The 18,037-nt window shown below is 57.0% G+C and carries 14 protein-coding genes; all 14 read right to left on the reverse strand.

Annotated features, from left to right (window positions below; all coding sequences use genetic code 11):
* A complete protein-coding gene (locus B9P82_RS09160; RefSeq protein ID WP_101700224.1) occupies positions 1–1,371 on the reverse strand; it encodes a VasL domain-containing protein in 1,371 nt (456 codons plus the stop codon).
* A 103-nt stretch (positions 1,372–1,474) separates the two neighbouring features.
* Positions 1,475–1,945: a hypothetical protein gene (locus tag B9P82_RS09165; protein WP_101700225.1), complete on the reverse strand. Its 471-nt coding sequence runs from the start codon at positions 1,943–1,945 to the stop codon at positions 1,475–1,477.
* Positions 1,946–1,959: 14 nt separating this feature from the next.
* On the reverse strand, positions 1,960–2,409 hold the full coding sequence (gene tssE / locus B9P82_RS09170) for a type VI secretion system baseplate subunit TssE (protein WP_101700226.1): 450 nt from the start codon (positions 2,407–2,409) through the stop codon (positions 1,960–1,962).
* A gap of 2 nt (positions 2,410–2,411) precedes the next feature.
* Entirely contained in the window at positions 2,412–3,641 is a 1,230-nt protein-coding gene (locus tag B9P82_RS09175) for a DUF3396 domain-containing protein (RefSeq protein WP_101700227.1), read from the reverse strand.
* A 9-nt stretch (positions 3,642–3,650) separates the two neighbouring features.
* Positions 3,651–4,940, reverse strand: a complete 1,290-nt coding sequence (locus tag B9P82_RS09180; RefSeq protein ID WP_101700228.1) for a VRR-NUC domain-containing protein — start codon at positions 4,938–4,940, stop codon at positions 3,651–3,653.
* The gene (locus B9P82_RS09185; RefSeq protein WP_101700229.1) at positions 4,940–7,471 is read right to left on the reverse strand and encodes a type VI secretion system Vgr family protein; all 2,532 of its coding nucleotides are present in this window, start codon (positions 7,469–7,471) and stop codon (positions 4,940–4,942) included. The genes B9P82_RS09180 and B9P82_RS09185 overlap by 1 nt, the downstream gene beginning before the upstream one ends.
* A gap of 4 nt (positions 7,472–7,475) precedes the next feature.
* A complete protein-coding gene (tssJ, locus tag B9P82_RS09190) occupies positions 7,476–8,003 on the reverse strand; it encodes a type VI secretion system lipoprotein TssJ (RefSeq protein ID WP_101700230.1) in 528 nt (175 codons plus the stop codon).
* 76 nt (positions 8,004–8,079) lie between these two features.
* Positions 8,080–9,159, reverse strand: a complete 1,080-nt coding sequence (tssG, locus tag B9P82_RS09195; RefSeq protein WP_101700231.1) for a type VI secretion system baseplate subunit TssG — start codon at positions 9,157–9,159, stop codon at positions 8,080–8,082.
* The gene (gene tssF / locus B9P82_RS09200) at positions 9,123–10,892 is read right to left on the reverse strand and encodes a type VI secretion system baseplate subunit TssF (protein WP_101700232.1); all 1,770 of its coding nucleotides are present in this window, start codon (positions 10,890–10,892) and stop codon (positions 9,123–9,125) included. The genes tssG and tssF overlap by 37 nt, the downstream gene beginning before the upstream one ends.
* A gap of 27 nt (positions 10,893–10,919) precedes the next feature.
* Entirely contained in the window at positions 10,920–11,582 is a 663-nt protein-coding gene (locus tag B9P82_RS09205; protein ID WP_246842104.1) for a DUF2726 domain-containing protein, read from the reverse strand.
* Between the two features lie 13 nt (positions 11,583–11,595).
* Positions 11,596–13,215 carry a type VI secretion system protein TssA gene (gene tssA / locus B9P82_RS09210; protein ID WP_101700234.1) on the reverse strand — a complete coding sequence of 540 codons (1,620 nt, stop codon included), beginning with the start codon at positions 13,213–13,215 and terminating at the stop codon, positions 11,596–11,598.
* Positions 13,216–16,587, reverse strand: coding sequence for an ImcF-related family protein (locus tag B9P82_RS09215; RefSeq protein WP_101700235.1), 3,372 nt, complete (start codon positions 16,585–16,587; stop codon positions 13,216–13,218).
* 26 nt (positions 16,588–16,613) lie between these two features.
* Positions 16,614–17,774 (reverse strand): hypothetical protein, encoded by a 1,161-nt coding sequence (locus B9P82_RS09220; RefSeq protein ID WP_101700236.1) that lies wholly within the window; start codon positions 17,772–17,774, stop codon positions 16,614–16,616.
* Between the two features lie 2 nt (positions 17,775–17,776).
* Positions 17,777–18,034, reverse strand: coding sequence for a PAAR domain-containing protein (locus tag B9P82_RS09225; RefSeq protein WP_101700237.1), 258 nt, complete (start codon positions 18,032–18,034; stop codon positions 17,777–17,779).
* Positions 18,035–18,037: the final 3 nt, after the last annotated feature.

The raw sequence follows: 18,037 nt of genomic DNA on the forward strand, positions 1-18,037 counted from the left end.
TCAGTCGCGTTGTTTTTCCTGCGCCAGCGTAGATATTTGAGCCCGGAGGTGCTGCTCAGCCTGTTGGACCTGCTGCTGACGCTGCAGCGAATCTTCAGGGAGTAGCTTCAACTGCCGAAGCTGTTCTTCCACCGGCACGGTCTGCCGGAAGCTTGTCAGCATGCCAAAGACCTGCGATTTAAGTTCACTGACGGTAATGTATTTTCCTCTCTGACCATCTAGCGCATTCAGTTTATCGGCAAGTGCCTGAAGCTGTGTCATCCCTTCATGCCAGCCGTTAATTGTATCGAGAGGAAGTACTGAGATATTAATCTGTTGCTGCCACTGCTGTGCCAGAGGTTTAGCCTGTTCCGGCCACAGCGCCTGAGCCTGTTCTGTGAGTTTTCGGCTGTAAGCAAGATTCCAGTCAGGAGGAAGCTTGTCCAGTCGGGCAATCTGCTGTTGTGTCTGTGCTATCACAGTTTGTGCTGACGGAGATTGCTGGCGCAACATATCCAGTTGTTCAGGAGTGAGAGGTATAGGTAATGGTGCCAGTGAGGCTGCAAGATGGGTCAGTAGTGGATCAGTACGGTGAAGATACTGCCAGCCCCACACTGCGGCAGCGCTTATCACCAGCATGGTACACATCCCGGCAGCGAAAGATTTCCATTTTTTAACCGGCGCAGGCATTACTGCCAGCACCTCCACGTTCGGCTGCGGTTCCGGCTGCGCAACGTACACCCACTTCACTGCGCTCTCTGGCGTATCACCTCCAGCAAGGTCTCTTGTGGCCGCTGCCGCACCATTCATCACAGTGGCAGGCAACACGATGCCCGACTGAATGTTCGGTCCGGTGCTGGTTGTGTTATCACTGTTTTCCAGCCGGACAGCGCTGTTGTGCATCAAAGTACGCAGGGCATCGAGCTGGCTCAGATGCTTAAGCTCCAGACGCTGCAATACTTCGCCCAGGCTGGTGAGCAATTGCTCTGCCTGATACAGCTGGCTGAGGTCACTGTAATTGAGCGGGAGCGAGCGCATCCGTTGCTGCAGACGCTGACTCAGACTGCTGAGGATTTCCATACGGGCATGGACTGGCTGCGGCCATAACCCTCCCCACTGATGACTTATCAAAGCCTCGAGTATCGTCAGCCCTTCATTGAGCCCGAATAAGCCGGCAAGTTGCATACGGGCCAGCGTGTACCAGGCTGCCGTCTGTAGCTCCACACCGTTCTGCTCAAACAGTGAGAGGCAGAGTTTTTCGACATAAAGCCAGTTCACGTCCGGGCGCGCCGGATGCGTCAGCTTACTCAGTTCATCACGCAGGGCGGCATAATCCGGTAGCATGCGCGGGTCGCCGCCGGTTTTTATTTTGCGGGGAGTCATGTCATTCATGGCCAGTTGTCCATCAGGCGTATCAGGATACTATTGAAGATTGTCGTTTATGCAGCTTCGCTTTCTGCATATTCAGAGGGGACGGGTACTGCAATACCCGCAACTATGGCAGAAGCGCCAGGATCAAACTAAAAAATGTACTTTCATCAAAACACTGCCCGGGGCAGGATAATGTACCAGGAGGAGTAAAAGTCCAGTTGTTCACCGTTCCAGACCGCATAAATAATCGCCCCAAAGGCGTCACGAGTCCTTCATTATGGTAGTTCACCTCCACGCACCCGGTCACGCCCTGACCGTACAAAAATACCGGCATAAACTTTACGGCCCGGTCGTCGACACACAGGACGATACCGGAAATATCAAAAGCGCCGCCCTCCACCAGCAGGTCCGTGACGGATGCCGTGAACGCCTCCACACTCAGTCCAGTATCCACCAGCCACGCGTCCATCTGCTCCTGAAGCTGGGTGATGCGCAGGCGAAATTCTGCGATATCGGCCAGAGTCTTGCTGGTAAACGAGACCGGGGCAGGCTGTCTGGCCTGCAGTTTTTTGAGAAACTGTGCTTTTACTGACATGGTGTTCTCTGGCCTTACAGACGGGTAGTCGTGTCAAGATATTGCTGTTGCTTCAGGTGTCTCAGCATCACTCGTCCCTCGGGCATAAACTCGGTGCCATAGCGTACGAGACCAATGCCCTTCAGCTCGGCATCAATGGCGTAACTCAATTCGCCGGGGACGTTCTGCTCCAGCAGAACGACATTAATGGATTTCAGGCGGGGCTCATATTTCAACAGGGCTGCAGACAGCGTCGACATCAGCTTATGTGCGGTGCCGGGAAGCCCCTGTAGAATTGTGGTCATATCCGGCAGGCCATAGTCCGGCAAATGCGCTAGCGTGCCTGCACGGCAGTTAAGGATCCGTTGCATGTTGTCCAGAACCGACAAAATGATCTGATTTTCTTCACTGATATGCTGAAGGTCGAGATCACCGACAAAATTGCCATAAAGCATCTCGCATAATGAGGGCGAATTGCGCGGCATGATCAATTTCCCTCATCAGGAGCTATGTCAAACACGCTGCCGCCATCATCCCTTTCCAGCAGTGACCAACGGGCCGGGTGCTTCTGACCATGCTTATCTTCATACTGCGGCATAATCTGCCCAACGCGGGTTTGGGTGTACTGCGTCGCCCCGTTAACAATGGAGGCCCATCGACCGTCAAACGGTGATGTTTCGCCGCTCCAGCAGGTGATCCTGACCGGCTCCCAGGACTTACCTTCATCGTCTTTATCCAGCGCAGCACTGGCTTCATCGAAGCGTCTGTACCACTTCATTGTGGATTCTTTATCAAACTGGAAGTTTTCATGTTCAGAGTAGAAATGTAGAGAGCGTGAACCGTTAAATCGTACAGGCTTAATTATCTGATTTACTTTCACCAGTAAGGGCGGTAATTCTTCAGTTTGTGTCTCACCCAGACCAGGCGGTAGTGCTCCAGCCTTGAGAATAAGGCCTCCATCATACGGCAGCAGTTCAATCTCTGGTGTGTTCTTCAGTCGATGAGCAAGTTTCTCTTCACCGCCAAGTTTTTCCAGCCAGGGATTGCCCAGGATAGTGAACCAACAAGCCCCTTTCAGGCTGATTGCAGCCCCGGAGCCTTCAAGGGTGCCAATAGAATCCACCATCACGCCGGGAAAGCGCTGAGCCAGTTTATATTCATAAGGGAACATCCGGTGAAATTCGTAAGGAAGAACAAATGACAGACCAGCATAACCACTTTCAACGGCAAAAGTATTACACAGCCACATTAACCAGGACTGGTAACGCTCTTTACCATCCGATTCTTTTAACATCGTTAGCGGGAATGTCAGTTTGATAACAGAACGATTACTGTCATTATGGAATATCCTTTTCCCCATAATGATAATTTCATAGTCAGGGGCATGATAGTCTTTCTCTGAACTCCCCAAATACCATGAGAAAATCTCTTCTGGCGTTGCATCCAGAATTTCTTGCCTTTTTTTCTGGTAGTTATTTCCCGTAATTCCTGTCCATTTTTTTCTATATACCGTTTTCTTCAGATAAGATTTAAATTGATCATAAAAACGATCCACACACTCCACCATCTTCTGGCGCACTTCTGGTGTATGACCATCCTTAAAAAAAACGGTAATTATCAGGCCAAGATTTACTGCCTGACTGCTGTCCTTGTACTTCACCGACGCTTCTGGCAGCCATTTTTCAATATAATTCAGTTCTAAATCATTCAGTTCCATTATCTTTCCTTATTGGGTTGCCAGCGCACCGACGGTTCCGGCTCCCAGAACCGCTGCCAGCGCTTCCCAGGCAGTGATCGCCAGACGAATAATCAGTAAAAATGCGGCCAGCAGCGCTTCCGGGACACCTAACGTCACCACTAACACCCCTACACCTACTGCAACAAGTACCACGCCAACCGTGACAGCCACATCCGTCAGTACCTGAACCCAGTCGACCTGTTTCAGCATATCCAGTTTCATATCGGTGGCTTTCTGGATTTTCAGCCACGCAGCCCGAAGCTGTTCATCCGTCCATGAAGCCGCTGCGCGTCCTGTCTGACTGACCCAGCGCCATGCCTGATGTCCCTGAGAGTATACCCATTCTCCACTGTCGTTCAGCCAGCCCGCGGCCTGACTGAGCTTTTGTTGCATCTCTTCTGACAGCGCATGCCAGCCGGCAGCCATATTGTTAATCACCCCTTCGCTGAGGTCAGCCACGGCTTTCCCGGCATACGTCCAGGGTTCGACTTTCGCAGGCATCGGGGTGGCAGGCGGGCGTGGGGTGAAAATGGGTGGGTACAGGAACAGCGGCCAGTATTTCGCCCCGCTGGTCTTCCAGGCTTTCATCGTCACATTGACCACCTGATCGCTCCACTGCTGCTCCTCGGGCCGACAATCGTGGATCTCCAGAATGGTCATGCGTTCCTCGTTACCATATCCCCCAACAATTATCATGTAATCTTCGTACTGTTCTTGGTCAAGTTTGTCCCCCGGAAACTTTACCTCCACCAGGCGCTCCAGATTATCAGCATGCATCTGGCCTTCCGTATCCTGCCCAGAAAGCCCCGGCCAGCGATCATTCATGTTTTTTACAATAATGACATCCGGACGACGATAAATCCCTTTACCCGGCACCGGGAAAGGATTGGTGGTGTGCCGCCTGCCGGCACCTTCGTCCAGTAACGTACTGCTGAGAAACGGACGTGGCGGAGTGGTGCGCATATCAAACGGGACTTCGGCTTTGTACCACCACCGGTAATCGCGTTTGATCTCATCCACGCGAATAAGTCCACTGAGCATCAGTTGCTTCAGGCTCATTTGATAGCTTTTGCCGTTGCGACGGATTTCTGCAGACAACCGTGGAAAACGCATCGCGTACTCCACCTTGATGTGCAGGTATTGCCGGTTATCGCTCGTCGGCAAACGCGACTGTTTCTCCACCATCTCAACGCCGGTTGTCGTACAGTCCCACGGCTGATTATTGGTCCCGGTGGGAATGTCAACGCCCGGGGTATCGGGTAAATCGGGCAGTTCCATTACACATCCTCCCTGTATTCGGTTGTCAGTTGCTGTTGGTCTCCATCACCGATAAACCACATGGATTCTTCCGGCTGCGGCTTGTCCGATACGACATGAAGGTCTACAGCTTCCTGCTCACGGGTATATATCGCTACGGTCCGGCCCTCTGCATCACTGAATCCGCTTGCTTCCTGTCCGGAAGGGGTCTTCAGGTGATAGGGCCTTCCTGCAAGGAGCCTGCCCTGCTCATCCTGCAACTGGTAAACAGCAGAATAAGCATGTGAAATGCCCATCTCAGGGAAAACAAGTGGCCGGCTGCTTCCCCCTTCCGTGTCCAGCCGGCTGGCCTTGCGGGTATAGGTACCTGCAGTCTCGTACTTGATTTGCCCCTGCTCGATAAGGATGGAGCTCCCGCCGCCCACCAGCCGTATTCGCTTTTTACCGGCCAGCAGCATCTCTTTTGCAGAGATGAGAGTCAGTTTCTGCTCCGCACTCAGGTTCATCATCCCGTGCTGCGCCTGAAACTGTACCGGCCCCTGAGCCGAAATCAGGCTCAGCTTGCCGTGTTGAGCAAACATTCCCACGCTATCGCCCGCCAGTCCGGTGATATGCCCCTGGGTCCCGATACTGATATCACCACCGGCATTCAGGGCAATATTGTCAGTGGCCACCAGCTGCAGATGCTCTGCGCTGGTAAAAGCCATCCCCTCGGGTGCTGAAAAGTGGATCATCTCATTGAGGGTTTTCAGCCGTGCGGCGAACATTGCCTGCTGGCTGGCGATATCAGCTTCGAGGGCTTTCGCCTGTCGGGTTGCTGTGGCCAGTCCCTCGATTTGCGTCCGGAGGGTCTCAATCTCTCTGAGAGCCACGTCCATATCCAGCACATCGCCTTCGCCGTGCACTTTGCCATCGGCGGTGACCAGCAACCCCTTCGCCACACGGATGACTCCGAACTCATCGGTGCGCAGTTCAAAGCCGGTGCCCCGTAGCGCGTTCTCCGCGTCCACGATGTGGCCCAGGTTAAGGGCAGTGGCCCCGAACGGCGTGCTGAGTGCGATATGTTCACTCTTGAGCTGGTCTTCCATCCGCAGCTCGTTCTGACCCGCGGTGCGCAGGATGTTCTGGCTGCGGTTGTCCCGGGTGACCACGTCCGGATGTTCAGAGTCATGAAACGCATGGGCGATATACGGCCGGTCCGGGTCACCGCCGTCAAAGGCAATCCCCACTTCAGTGCCGTCAGTCAGCGGCGTATGCCAGCCGTACGTTTCTCCGGCATAGGGTTTGGCCTGGCGTATCCACAGATAGTGATAACCCGGCTCTGCGTCTTCACGGCTGAAGTCCAGCTTCACGCGGTAACGCCCCGTTTCATCGAGATGGGCATACGGCGCATTCTTCTCGTCGCTCTCAACGCGGGCCGTCAGCGTGCCGGCGATCAGCGGGCGTGGTACAGTCTCAGGTCTGAAGCAGAATTGCTCGCTGTAGGGTATGCCCCATACCGAAACGTGCAGACGGGTATCCCGGGCCGCGCGGAAGGTGGTGAGTGTAATCACCATCCCCTCTTTCAGCTCCGACACGCCACTGTCGCCGGTCTCCAGCACCATCCCGGGCGTCAGATGACTGGCGTTACTGAACAGGTGCAGGCGAATGGCCCTGTTCAGTTCACGTTCGTGATGGATACGAGCATAAAACGCCCCGCTTTCGGTTTCCGGCTCAGAGGTGGTGTCATCGCCCGCTTCGCGGTACGGGGCCGCGTAGCGGTAATGTTCGCCGGTGGTGGCCGCCTCGTTTCTGACGGTTGCGGTCGCATCCATCGGCGTGCTGGCGGTGCGGTAGTTATAATCCCGTGTGGCCACACTGCCGGTCACCGTGTGGTGCCACACTCTGGCATCCCACACCGCTTCGGCTGCGCCGTCATGGAGGGCAGAAGGCTCACGATACGGCAGGCGTACATCAAACTGATACTGAAGCTGGCTGTCGGCGAAGGTCACCGTATCAAGACCAGTGGTGGTGTTGACCCCGGTGCGGAACCAGATGCCGTCTTCGGCCAGTATTCGCTGAATAAACTGCAGGTCGGTCTCACGCCACTGGGTTATCAGTTCGCGGACCGGGTAAGTCCGTTCCAGCCGGAATTCAAAATCAGCTCCTTCCAGCCCGTGGCTGCGCAGGACCTGCTCCACCAGTTCCGGTACCGAAACATTCTGCCAGACCGCGCAGCGGCGGGTATGGGCCAGCAGCGTCAGGCGCGAGGAAAGCGTCACAGCGAAATGCGTCTGGTCCACGGTCTCTTTGAGGACCTCAAAAGCGGTGATAATGCCCTGCACAACCCGGCCTGAGAGCATGCTGAGGGTGGCGTACTTCAGCATCGCATCCTCGCGGGTAATACCTTTCTGAGGTGTGGTGAACTCAATGCGCCATTTGAACGGCGTATTCAGCGCTTCTCGCCCGTGGAAGTTCAGCACATCCGGCTTCAGGATACTGTCGCTTATCTCGAGGCGGTAGCGGGTCTGCCCGTCAAACAGCGCCAGCCAGTTATCGAAGGTGGTGTCCATGGGTTTACTCCTTCACCGGAACCAGGGTCAGCCCGGTGCTGTTGAGCTGGATGGTGCGCGGCTTGTCAGGGTCGAGGTCGTCGCGGCTCAGTACCAGCTTCCAGGTGTTGTTTTTGATATCCGGCCGATTAAACAGCCCCACCACCGCCACAAATTTCGCGTCTTCGTTCATCGGCATATTGAGCGTAACGCTGCCTTTGGGCATCACCAGCAGAGACTTGCTGGCGACGATGTCTTCTTTCAGAGTGGAGTCCGCATCGCGCAGCAGTTTCTGGTAGTCGGCGGCATCCACCTTCTGGCGGTCCTTCAGCTGGTAGACCTGCACCATGGTGGCAAGCGGCGCCTGGCTTTCATCTGCGTTGATGGCCGCACGCGGCTCAAAGTCTAGGCGCAGCACCTTTATTTTTTTGTAGAAAATGGCTCTGGTTGCGCTGACGGTGCCGTCCGACACGGCCTGAGTCAGGCCACATGCGGTCAACAGGGAACAGAGCAGCATCAGTGCGGCGCTGCGCGACAGGGAAGCGAAAGTCATTCGTGGAGTCCTTTTCAGCGTTCAGAAACAGGGGCGTGTTGAATGTGTCTGGTGTTGGGTATTGCTTTCAGGAATATCAGTCGAAGCGATAGCCGCCGGGCTCGGCCAGCCGCAGGGTCTCACAGGTCAGGCCTTCACAGGTGCCCAGACTCACGGTGAGGTGCGTACGGGTCGTGGGACGGTCGCGCCTGAGACCCAGTACGCCGGTGCGGCCCAGCTGAACCCGGCTTGCCTTACCCAGACGTGGTTCAGGCAGACAGCTTACCGGTACCGTGAGGCGAAGGCGTACATCGGAGCGATAACCCATGTACACCCGCAGCAGCACCATCAGGTCAGTGTGCAGCTGACCGCCGGGCAACCAGCCCTGCGCCTCCTGCGGATTGTCAGTCGCCAGCATCAGGAGGATACGGCTGCAGGCTTCTTTCCCGGTCCTGCCGAGTGTGGCCCGCTGTGACAGCGACACGCGGCTGGCTTTGCCGAGTCCACTGCGGCTCTCCACGGGGACTTTCACCGGGTCCGGGCTGATAACCGTGCTCAGGGTGTCCGGGGCCAGCAGGCTCACCAGCTGGCGGATGCCTTCGGCGTTTCGGGTTGGCAACCGCATGGTGCCAAGCAGCGCCAGGAATCGGGAGACCGGCGTGGCAATCTGCTCCGCCGTACCCGGGATGCCAAGACCGACCAGTCCCAGCAGGCACTGAGATGTGTCATCCACGCCGCCGTCTTCGAAGGTGGCCGGGTAAGCGTATTTGCGCCAGATACGATAGTACTGGGTGTGAATACGGTGGCTGAAGATATCGAGAAACGCTGTGGTGGCTTCATACCCCTCCCGGCGCTGCGCAATATCATCGAGGTACGCCGTCGGTAGCGGGGAGTCCACCCCGTACATTCCGAGGAAAGTGGTCCGCACCGTCGGCGACAGCTCCGGGTGGTCCTCATCGGTTTCAACCGCCTTCAGTTCACTGACCGGGAAGCCCATTCCCGGCCACGGACGAAAACGCACCGGGTCGGCGGACAGTTTCTCGGTACTGCCCAGTTTCGGCGCGTCCGGGTTCTCCTGCTCCAGCAACTGACAGAAGCGGTAGAAATTAACCCGCCAGATGTCGTCGCGAAGCGCTTCTGTCAGCCCGGAACGTGCTGGCTGTGATTCTCTTTCCATCGCAGTCGTTTCCCTGTCGGTTGCAGGACCAGCGTGAGCTGATTGAAGAGGTGGACATCGGCATAAAGGGCAAAGAAGCGATGCAGCATCTCGCCAAACAGCGTGACGTCGCCCTCCCCGGCAAAGTTATCGGCATTAAGGGTGATTTCAATGTCCACCCCGCGCAGCATAAAGCCCTTTTCAAAGCGACGGATAAGCGTGTGCTTCACGGCAACAATCGCCTCCAGGCGTCGGCGGTTCATCTCATCGTCGGTCCAGTCATACAGCGCCAGCGTGCCGCGTAACACTTCAGGGTTATCCATCATGCTTAAGAAACTTGAACCCAGATGGCTCATCACCCGCCAGTGGAAGCGGTCATTTGCCGGTGGGTAAAGCGGCAAAGTTGGCACCTTCAGGTTCATGACCCGAACCGGCACTTTACCCGCCTTCACCACCCTGTCCAGCAGCGTGCTCTGGAGTGAGCGGCGCGGCAGCTGACCGTTGGTACCTGTGATGCGGATGGAGAGCGACTCCGGGGTCTGTGACAGTTGCTCCAGTTCGAATGACTTACCGCCAAGGATAAGCCAGGTGTCATACAACCCCGAGGGACCGCGCTTCACGCGGGTGTGGAAGTAACGCTCCGGCGCGTCATGGCGCATCATGCCACCGCGGTGGCGGAAACTGGTGAACGGTACGTACGGATGTTTGCCGTTTTTCACCGCACCGTGAATGGAATCCACACTGTAGATTTCCGTATGACCGTCCTGCACGCGCATCGGCCGCAGCAGGTATTCGTTCTGCAGCGGGTCAGGCGTCAGCGGGTCCGCTTCCAGTGAGAACAGGTTAATGACCGGCGCACAGTGCAGGCGGAAATTATCGGTCTCAAACGGCATGTCTGACGACCAGCCGCCATCGAGCACGATATCGGTCTCAAACCAGGTGGTTTTCTGACTCAGCCCGGCAAGCTCCAGACCCGTAAGCTCCACGAACATAAACTTCTCGCGGAAGCTGAAATACTCCAGCAGCAGCTGGTAGCCACTGAATGCTGAGTCCCCTTTAGGCCAAAGCCGGTCGGTATCATCAAAGCCCATGGGTTTACACCAGCCGTCAAAGCGTACCCGCTCAGTACGGGTCTCACTGTGGCGGACATACATCGCCTGCACCCGGCGCGTCAGCGCCAGATGCAGAGCCGAGGCCACCGGGCTGTCGGCATCCAGGTAAATAGCCACCTTATCAATCCCGGCTTTCGACCAGTCCACCTTGTCCGGGCATTCGAAACGCAGACGGATGGCGGCGCGGCCATCCGGTTCGGTCTGCAGGCGGGCCTCAGCCAGGTGCAGCGGCTGCAGGGGCACTTTGCGGGTGGTGCGGTACTGACAGACCGTATTATCGGGACCGACCGGACGCGACAGGATGGAAAAGCCGTTTTCAAGCACTTCCATTTTGCGAAGCTGGCGCCAGTCCGGCGTGAACGCCACTACCGACAGCGACGGAATGGTGCGCATGTAATGTGGCCACAGCAGGCTCACCAGCCCTTCGGTCAGTTCCGGCAGGTCATCATCGAGCTTTTCACGCAAACGGCCCATCAGGAAGGCAAAGCCCTCAAACAGGCGCTCGACATACGGATCACGGGCCCCGGTTTTATCCAGATTGAGCATCGCTGCCCGATCGGGGTGGGCGCGGGCAAATTCTTTACCGGCTTCGCGCAGGTAACGCATCTCGGCTTCGTAATAGCGAAGGGTTAGATCATCCATGGGAGAAAGTACTCAATTCAGTAAATTTCAGGAAACGGCCATTCTTTCTTCTACAGCCTTACGACGCTCCCACACGGGAGGTTGAGCGTTCATTTCGTCAACGTTGACACGAAGTAACGGAACACCGGCCATTTCAAACAGATGTTCGAGCCGTTTATCACGTGCAATGCGCTCATCAAGTTCATGGCTTTTATCATCCAGTTCAATGACGCAGACAATCTTGTTATTTTTTCTGGAGACCAGAACATAATCCACGGACATCGCATTAAACTGGGTAAAGAAACGCGCTCTTTCTTCAGCACTGAACGCCTCCTGCTCCGGTAACTTCAGGAAGCGCCCGGGACTCACCTGGCAAAATATCCGACAATATTGACCAAACCACGCTTCGAGCTTTTCCAGATATTGTCTTTCGGTCGGGGTTGTCATGTATTTTTTGTTTTCAAGAATGACACCTTCTTCCACCATTCCCCAGAACAGGTCCTCCTTCTCTTCCCAGCGAGAGTTTCTGTATTTTACGGCTGGATGTAGCGACGACGCGGGGGGACAAGTTGTTGGCTGAGCTTCGCTTCGGACAGTACGGTTCTTCGATGTGGACTGCCGAAAGGATTTTCGCTGACTTTTTCTGTGCTGCACTCCAACCCAGACGCCAGCACCAAAGCTGGCAGCGACCCAGAACAAAACATCCATCATGTTTACCTCTTTTCTAACCGCACAGCACCATCGCCCGGGCGGGGTCAATGGAAATCAAGCCAGCCAGCAGTTCATCCATTTCCGGGGTGAGCCGGGCTTTGTCGCTCTCGCTGCGACCAGCTTTCAGACGCAACAGCCGAAGACGGCGGGCAAGCACGTCAAACAACAGTCCAGGCTCCCAGTCACTGAGGGTCAGTTGCGGTGCACTGGCTGTGAGCTCACCGAGCAGGTGCAGGGCAAGCTCGTTGCGGCCGTACTGCTCTGCCACCCGCGCCATGAGTAAACGAATTAACCAGCGGCTCCGGGGTGAGGCCATGTCCGGACGATTCTGAAGCCAGGTCAGCGCTGCCTCCGGGCCATCGCGGTCACCTTTTTCCATCGCTTCCACTTCCAGCGCAGATATGTCATCTGTCTGGCCTCCGTTTGCCACCGCAGGCGCATCGGCAAACCCGGGCATGTCATCGTTGACCTTTTCGGCTATCCAGTTCAGTGTCACCTCATCGGCCAGAGGCGTGCCATCGTTCCAGGCAAGCGTCTCCAGGCCTGGCAGGCGTTTCAGTAACAACCTCAGGTCGCTGAGGATGTACTCTGCCCAGTGCTCCCAGGGCGCACCAGCCCGGCTCAGCCCCTGCCACAGATACCACTGCAAATCGAGCCAGAAGCGGTTACCGCCCTCAGAGAACATCACATCCACCTGCTCAACCAGTTCAGTCCAGCTCTGCTGCAGGTACAGACGTTTAAGCTGGGCGCGGTAGTCAGCCTTTGGCGGCAGCAGGCGTGTCCGCCCGGCTGCATCAAGAGCCGGAAGTTGCGTCACCAGGTCCCAGCGGGCGGCCTTCATCATCCTGTGAGCGGCAAGCCAGCCCTGCGGCTGCTCAACCACCCAGCCGGACAGCACCCGCAGCTGACGGACCAGTTCCACTTCCGATTTGACAGCCACGGTTTCCGGTACAGCAGTGCCTGACGTCGGTGTGCTGTGGGTACTTTCACCTGAGCCGTCCGGTCCTGATGAAGCCACCGGTGTATCCAGCCCGCCGCTACCGGCCAGGCGGGTTTCCAGCCTGCGCAGCAAACCGGCAAAGTCAGGGCGTTCCGCATCCGGCAGCTGTTCCAGGGCCGTTTCCAGCAAGCACAGCGCGGCTGCTGTTCTGGCTGTCTCCTCACGCGTCACGTCCGCCCAGCGCGAGAATGTATCGAGCACTTTCTCACTGTTCAGCCAGTCGAGTGCGGCCAGTCTTGCGGTGCTGCGCTGTGGGTGGCAGTACTGCCCCGCCTGCTCCAGCATGGCTGCCAGCAGCATGATGCCATCCGTCAGCCCGGTATCGCCATCACGCTGCAGACGGGCAAAGACATACCAGGTGACCACACGGATATCACGGGCCTGGTGGGTCAGAATACTTTCCGCCAGGCGGCAAAGCGTATCGGTATCGGTACCGGAGAGTTTGTTGATTTCCTCGCGCATCAGCTGGAAATCATCCTCATAGGTCGGGTCATCCCCGACCCCATTACCCGTCGGGAGTGGTGTCAGCCACGGCGACCACAGAGAGAGGCTTTCCCGGCTCTTAGTGAGCAATGTGGTACGCTGGCCCGCGTCCGGAAGACACAGGGTCAGGAGCGTTTCTGCTGTCGCCATTTATTCGTCTCCGGAAAGGGTGAGTGAGCCATCAGTCGCACCCACGGAAAAAATAGTCTGTGGCAGACTGAAGCCCTGCAGTTCGAGCAGCGCCAGTGGCCCGTTGCTAAGCTCACTGCGCATGATAAATTTCAGAGGATTACCGTCCGGCGTGATCCACACCAGTTGGGTACGGCTGCTGTCGAGCGGGGTGATAAGCGCCTTATCCAGCAAACGGATGAAGCCCCAGTTTCCCTGATTACTGGCATACAGGCGCATTTCTGTATTGACTGAGCGCCAGCTCAGATCCACACCGGGGTAATACGTATTGCCCGGCCAGGTGAAGCTCTGCCAGCTTTCCATCTGGTTGAAGTAATCCAGTTTCTGACCATCGAGCGTCAGCTGGGTGCGGGCCACATCGCGTGACGGTCGGGCCATCAGTTCGAAATGAACCCCGGCATCGCCCTGGGCAAAGACAATATCCGAGATATCGGCAAGCTTATTGATGGCGGCGAGAAACGCCGGGCTGATGCTCATTCCCTGGCTGGCAGCCGGATTCACCACCCAGTGACTGCCTTCCTGATGCAGCATGCCGCCGAGATTGTTTTTGATAAATGCCGCGATACGCCCGGAGTCGCTGCGCAGGAACTGGGCCAGCAGTGGCAGTGAAGCATCGCTGCCGGTGGCCTTAAACGGATAGCGTCCGGCAAAGGCGGTGTTCCACTGCGAAACAATGGTGCTCTGCCAGCGGGCATTGAGGCTGCCTGCCGCCGGAGCCAGCACCTGACGCCAGGCCAGATCGAGCGGCTGCACAAACAATGACTGCCCGAATCCGTTCCACTCCTGCCCGAGACTTGCCGCTACCAGAGAGCCGTAGTCACGGGTGTCGGTCAAATCGATGGCTTTTCCCTGGAAAACAGTCTGGGCCAGCATCTGCGCCATCGCCTGCGGATCAGGGGCGCTGGTCACCTGCTGCAGCTTGAGACGCACCTGGGTTACACGGGCAAGCCAGGACTGGAAGCTGAGGTTACCGTTTGAGCCGGTACCGTCCTTGCCGGCCATCAGCCCCGTAAGCGGACCAAAGACGCCATCCAGCGGCCCTTTCGGCCCCTGCGCCTGTTCAATAAACTGTTTTGCACTCTTCTGACGCCCCACCAGTTTTTTCGCCGAGTCCACCAGGGTGTCAGCCAGAGCCTCTCCTTTTGTCCCGGTCTGTCCCTGCCAGGCAAGCGTATTCATCAGCGCCACCAGAGGTGACTGGCGCACATCCGCCAGCAGGTTCAGCTGGGCAATCGCTTCGGAGAGCGAGGCGGCTTCATGCCACTGAATGCTGTTGGCCATGTTAAGCCAGGCGTTACCAAAATCGGTGAAATATCGTTCCGTCAGACGCTGTTTCAGCGCTTCCGGTGACACATCACTGCCCGGCTGATGGGTTTTGTCAGTCAGCACCCAGTCGATTTCATCGCGGCGGGTCTTCACCACTTCATCAATCGCATCTTCAACCTGCTCTTCCCACGCCTGACGGGTAAACATCCCCGGCACCACTTCTTCAGAAGAAAACAGGGTTGACGCGTCCGTGTCGCCGGTCATATCCGCCAGGGTTAAATCCGGCCAGTTTCGGGCAATGCGCCCGAGCATCTCCTGGTACAAACCAGATTCGGCGTTACGCTGCCCAATTTGTTTGAGCAAAATCTGGCGCACCGTCCCCACCAGTTCGCGGTCAGGGGGAATTTTCCACTCCGGGTGTGCCGGCAGGTTCTGCGCCCAGAAGCCGAGCAGCTTCGGCGCCTGGGTCTGCCACACGCTGTCCGGCACGCCGCTGCGGTGCGGCCAGGCCTTCAGCATATTGCCCGCCAGCCACTCCGCATCCGCTTTGTCTGGACGGGCCAGCATCAGGTAGCCTTTAAGCAGGCCGTAGGTCTGCTGGGTGGCTGACGTTCGTGCGGTGCTTGCCGGTGGCAACTGCACAAAAGCGTTAAGCTGGCGGTGAAGTTCGTCTGTCAGCGCATCACGCATCAGCTGCTGGTTGTTACGGGCGTATAATGGCCAGAGCATCTTCAGCGTGTCGCTGTCCTGGTTCAGGCCAAAGCGGGTGTACCACGGCGCACCGTGCACTTCGCGGTTCTGCAGGCGGGCAATGGTCTGCTGCAGTGCTAACTGGTTACGCAGGCGCTCCGGCAGAGGCTGTTTAGTGTCAGCGGCAACCCGGGCCGTATCCTGGGCCAGCCAGATTTGGGTGCGGTTGACGGACAGGGACAGTAGCGTGCCCGCCCCCCAGAGCAGTACCAGACCGAGCAGCACCAGGCGCAGCACCTTTTGCCAGTGGAAACCGATTTTACGGGCATGCACCTGCAGGCTGTCGTTTTCGAGCGCCTGCCAGACCGGTGGTGAAAGGCGCGCATGCGGCACCGTTTCGGTCCCTGGCAATGCCGGACTGAACATCACACCACGCAGACGGTATGGGGCTGGCCCTGACATCAGCGTGGTCAGCAGCGGAATCAGGGAGCGTCGCAACGAGCCGCGCAGGGCTTTCGACAGGCTCAACAGCCAGTGGTGCTGAGAGTTCTCCAGCAGCGCCGACACGCCTGGGGTTTGCAGGTCTGACGAGAGTGAGGTCAATGTCGAACGGACCTCTTCCGTTGTCGCACCTGGACCAAACAGCGCGCCGGCTGGAGGTACACCCACTCCGTCCTGGTCCCAGTAGCCTTCCCGGACAAGCCACAGCCAGACCGGCAGTTGCCAGCCCAGCTGAGTATCGGTTTTCTGACGTACACGCACCAGCGTGTCCTGCTTCGCCGTATCGGGCAGTGCAGCCGCGTTCATCACCTGCACCACGCCATCCAGCGGACGCTGTGGTCGCACTGCTTTCAGCACGGACAGGAACTCATCATCCGGCACGCTCTCCGCCAGACCGCCGTAAATAAGCACAATCCCGTCACTTTCCTGCCAGCGATCGCCCTTAAGACCCGGCACCACCTTTTCGATATCACTGTCGGTCCCCTGTACCAGCAACAGGCGAACTTTGGCTTTCCAGCGATGGCGGTAGCGCAGGCGCAGATGATCGACCAGCGCCTCAGCCACAAACCGGGAGGTGTCCGCGTCGGTATGCTTTGCTTCAGGCTGGGATGCAGCAGCCTGCTGTCCGGAGCCGACCACATCCAGCTTTCCCTGTTTCTCACCGTTCTTAGCGAATACGGTTTCAAGCACCCAGCCGATAATCAATGCTGCCAGCATCAGCAGCAGGCTGATTATCACTATGCCGGTCGTACTGAATGGCCCTATATTGAAGGTGTCCTTAACCCACTCCGGCCATAACAAGAGTGCGCCGCCAATGAGGCAGACAGACAGTGCGCCCAGAAGCAGCGCAAGCAGAAAAGTGGATGCGATTTTCATAACGGAGGAGAGCAATCCCTTGAGAGTTATTCTGGTGTGACAATACAGAGTTGTCGGTTGTCTTCAGCCAGTTCCGTGACAGTAAGTTGTGCTTTGCTGTCGTTCAGGCACTGGCGGGCTGCCAGCTGTAACGCCTGCCAGGGAGCGGCAACGCCCGCAAATCCGACAACCGTATCAATATGGGTAATTTTATCGGCTTTAAGCCCCGGGGCATGTGCCTCCCGGGCCTTGCTGAAGATATCGCCGGAGGCCATCTGGCCGCCGCTGGTCCAGGCCTGCTTCAGTGCAGTTTTTTCCAGTCCTGACCACATCATGACGCGCTCAAATGCCCGATCGAGATTGCCATCGCGACAGATCTGCGGCCGGTGAACCCTGACCGACACATCCGGAATGTCCTTCAGGCGGCAGTTGGTAAGCAGTAACATGGAAATGGCCTCGCCACTGTCCTCTGGCGGGTGTTCGTAAAGCTGAGCGCTGACCAGCAGTAACGCAGCAGCATGGTCATAATGGCAGTCCAGCCAGTAGTCCAGGATTTCCAGCCCCGTCAGGTCGCGGATACGCACCAGCGGGTGAATAACGCTTTTTTGCAGGAGCGATGGCAGTGTCGAAAACTGTTCACCGGTATCCACCGCCAGATAGCAGGTCAGCGTTGACGGGAGCAACGACACCAGATTCTGGACGTGGGCGATGACTTCCTGGCAATAATGCGCTTCACGGTCAGCCATTTCCCCGGCGACCGACAGCGCCCGGTGACGAACCGGATTGCCACCATTAACGGGCTCACAGGGCATCATCAGGGGCTTTTTGGCTAACACGGCCTCGTGTGTCATCGGGCTGGCAGACCCCAGCCCGTTAATCAGGGATTCACCGATAAGCCAGGCAAAGCGCTGTCCGCGCGCAACGTCTGCCCGGTACCGGGCGGCGGTTGTGGCGTTTTTTCTTTCACAACGTCCATGGAGGAGTGCGTAACCAAAATAACGCCCGACAACCAGCAAGCTCCACAACACGACAGGCAGTCCTGTTGCCAGTCCCCAGAAAGCTGCACCGGAGCGTTCGCCCTTCCATAACAGGAATGTGGTTGCAGCCCCTACCAGTAGCATCACAAGTCCTAAGAACAGCCAGCGTTTAAAACGCGGACGGGGCGGCAGTTTTTCCTGCGCGGGAATACGCTCAAGTTCAACCGGCACGTTTATCCCACCAGAGCATTGGGCAGTGAGCTGATAAGCGTGCAGCCGCAACCACACTTGTGGCCATGGAATGCCACAGGAACTCCGCGATCGCGATAATTTGGGTTACCTTCGACGATAGTGGTATCGCCATGCTCAGGACAGGAAACACGATCACCTTTACGGGCCACGCCGATATCGCCAAAGAACATGGTTGTTGAACAAGACAGCACTTCCCCGCCATGGGTAGTTTTGTCACCGAGACGAATAATTCCTTGCATATA

The organism is Citrobacter sp. L55, assembly GCF_002850715.1.
GTDB lineage: Bacteria > Pseudomonadota > Gammaproteobacteria > Enterobacterales > Enterobacteriaceae > Citrobacter > Citrobacter braakii.

What these genes read in the sequence shown, in the direction of transcription:
- tssA (WP_101700234.1), bottom strand. Translation starts at nt 13,215, where the DNA reads ATGGCGACAGCAGAAACGCTCCTGACCCTGTGTCTTCCGGACGCGGGC.
- B9P82_RS09225 (WP_101700237.1), bottom strand. Translation starts at nt 18,034, where the DNA reads ATGCAAGGAATTATTCGTCTCGGTGACAAAACTACCCATGGCGGGGAA.
- B9P82_RS09165 (WP_101700225.1), bottom strand. Translation starts at nt 1,945, where the DNA reads ATGTCAGTAAAAGCACAGTTTCTCAAAAAACTGCAGGCCAGACAGCCT.
- B9P82_RS09205 (WP_246842104.1), bottom strand. Translation starts at nt 11,582, where the DNA reads ATGATGGATGTTTTGTTCTGGGTCGCTGCCAGCTTTGGTGCTGGCGTC.
- tssG (WP_101700231.1), bottom strand. Translation starts at nt 9,159, where the DNA reads ATGGAAAGAGAATCACAGCCAGCACGTTCCGGGCTGACAGAAGCGCTT.
- B9P82_RS09180 (WP_101700228.1), bottom strand. Translation starts at nt 4,940, where the DNA reads ATGGAACTGCCCGATTTACCCGATACCCCGGGCGTTGACATTCCCACC.
- B9P82_RS09175 (WP_101700227.1), bottom strand. Translation starts at nt 3,641, where the DNA reads ATGGAACTGAATGATTTAGAACTGAATTATATTGAAAAATGGCTGCCA.
- tssJ (WP_101700230.1), bottom strand. Translation starts at nt 8,003, where the DNA reads ATGACTTTCGCTTCCCTGTCGCGCAGCGCCGCACTGATGCTGCTCTGT.
- B9P82_RS09160 (WP_101700224.1), bottom strand. Translation starts at nt 1,371, where the DNA reads ATGAATGACATGACTCCCCGCAAAATAAAAACCGGCGGCGACCCGCGC.
- tssE (WP_101700226.1), bottom strand. Translation starts at nt 2,409, where the DNA reads ATGCCGCGCAATTCGCCCTCATTATGCGAGATGCTTTATGGCAATTTT.
- B9P82_RS09185 (WP_101700229.1), bottom strand. Translation starts at nt 7,471, where the DNA reads ATGGACACCACCTTCGATAACTGGCTGGCGCTGTTTGACGGGCAGACC.
- tssF (WP_101700232.1), bottom strand. Translation starts at nt 10,892, where the DNA reads ATGGATGATCTAACCCTTCGCTATTACGAAGCCGAGATGCGTTACCTG.
- B9P82_RS09215 (WP_101700235.1), bottom strand. Translation starts at nt 16,587, where the DNA reads ATGAAAATCGCATCCACTTTTCTGCTTGCGCTGCTTCTGGGCGCACTG.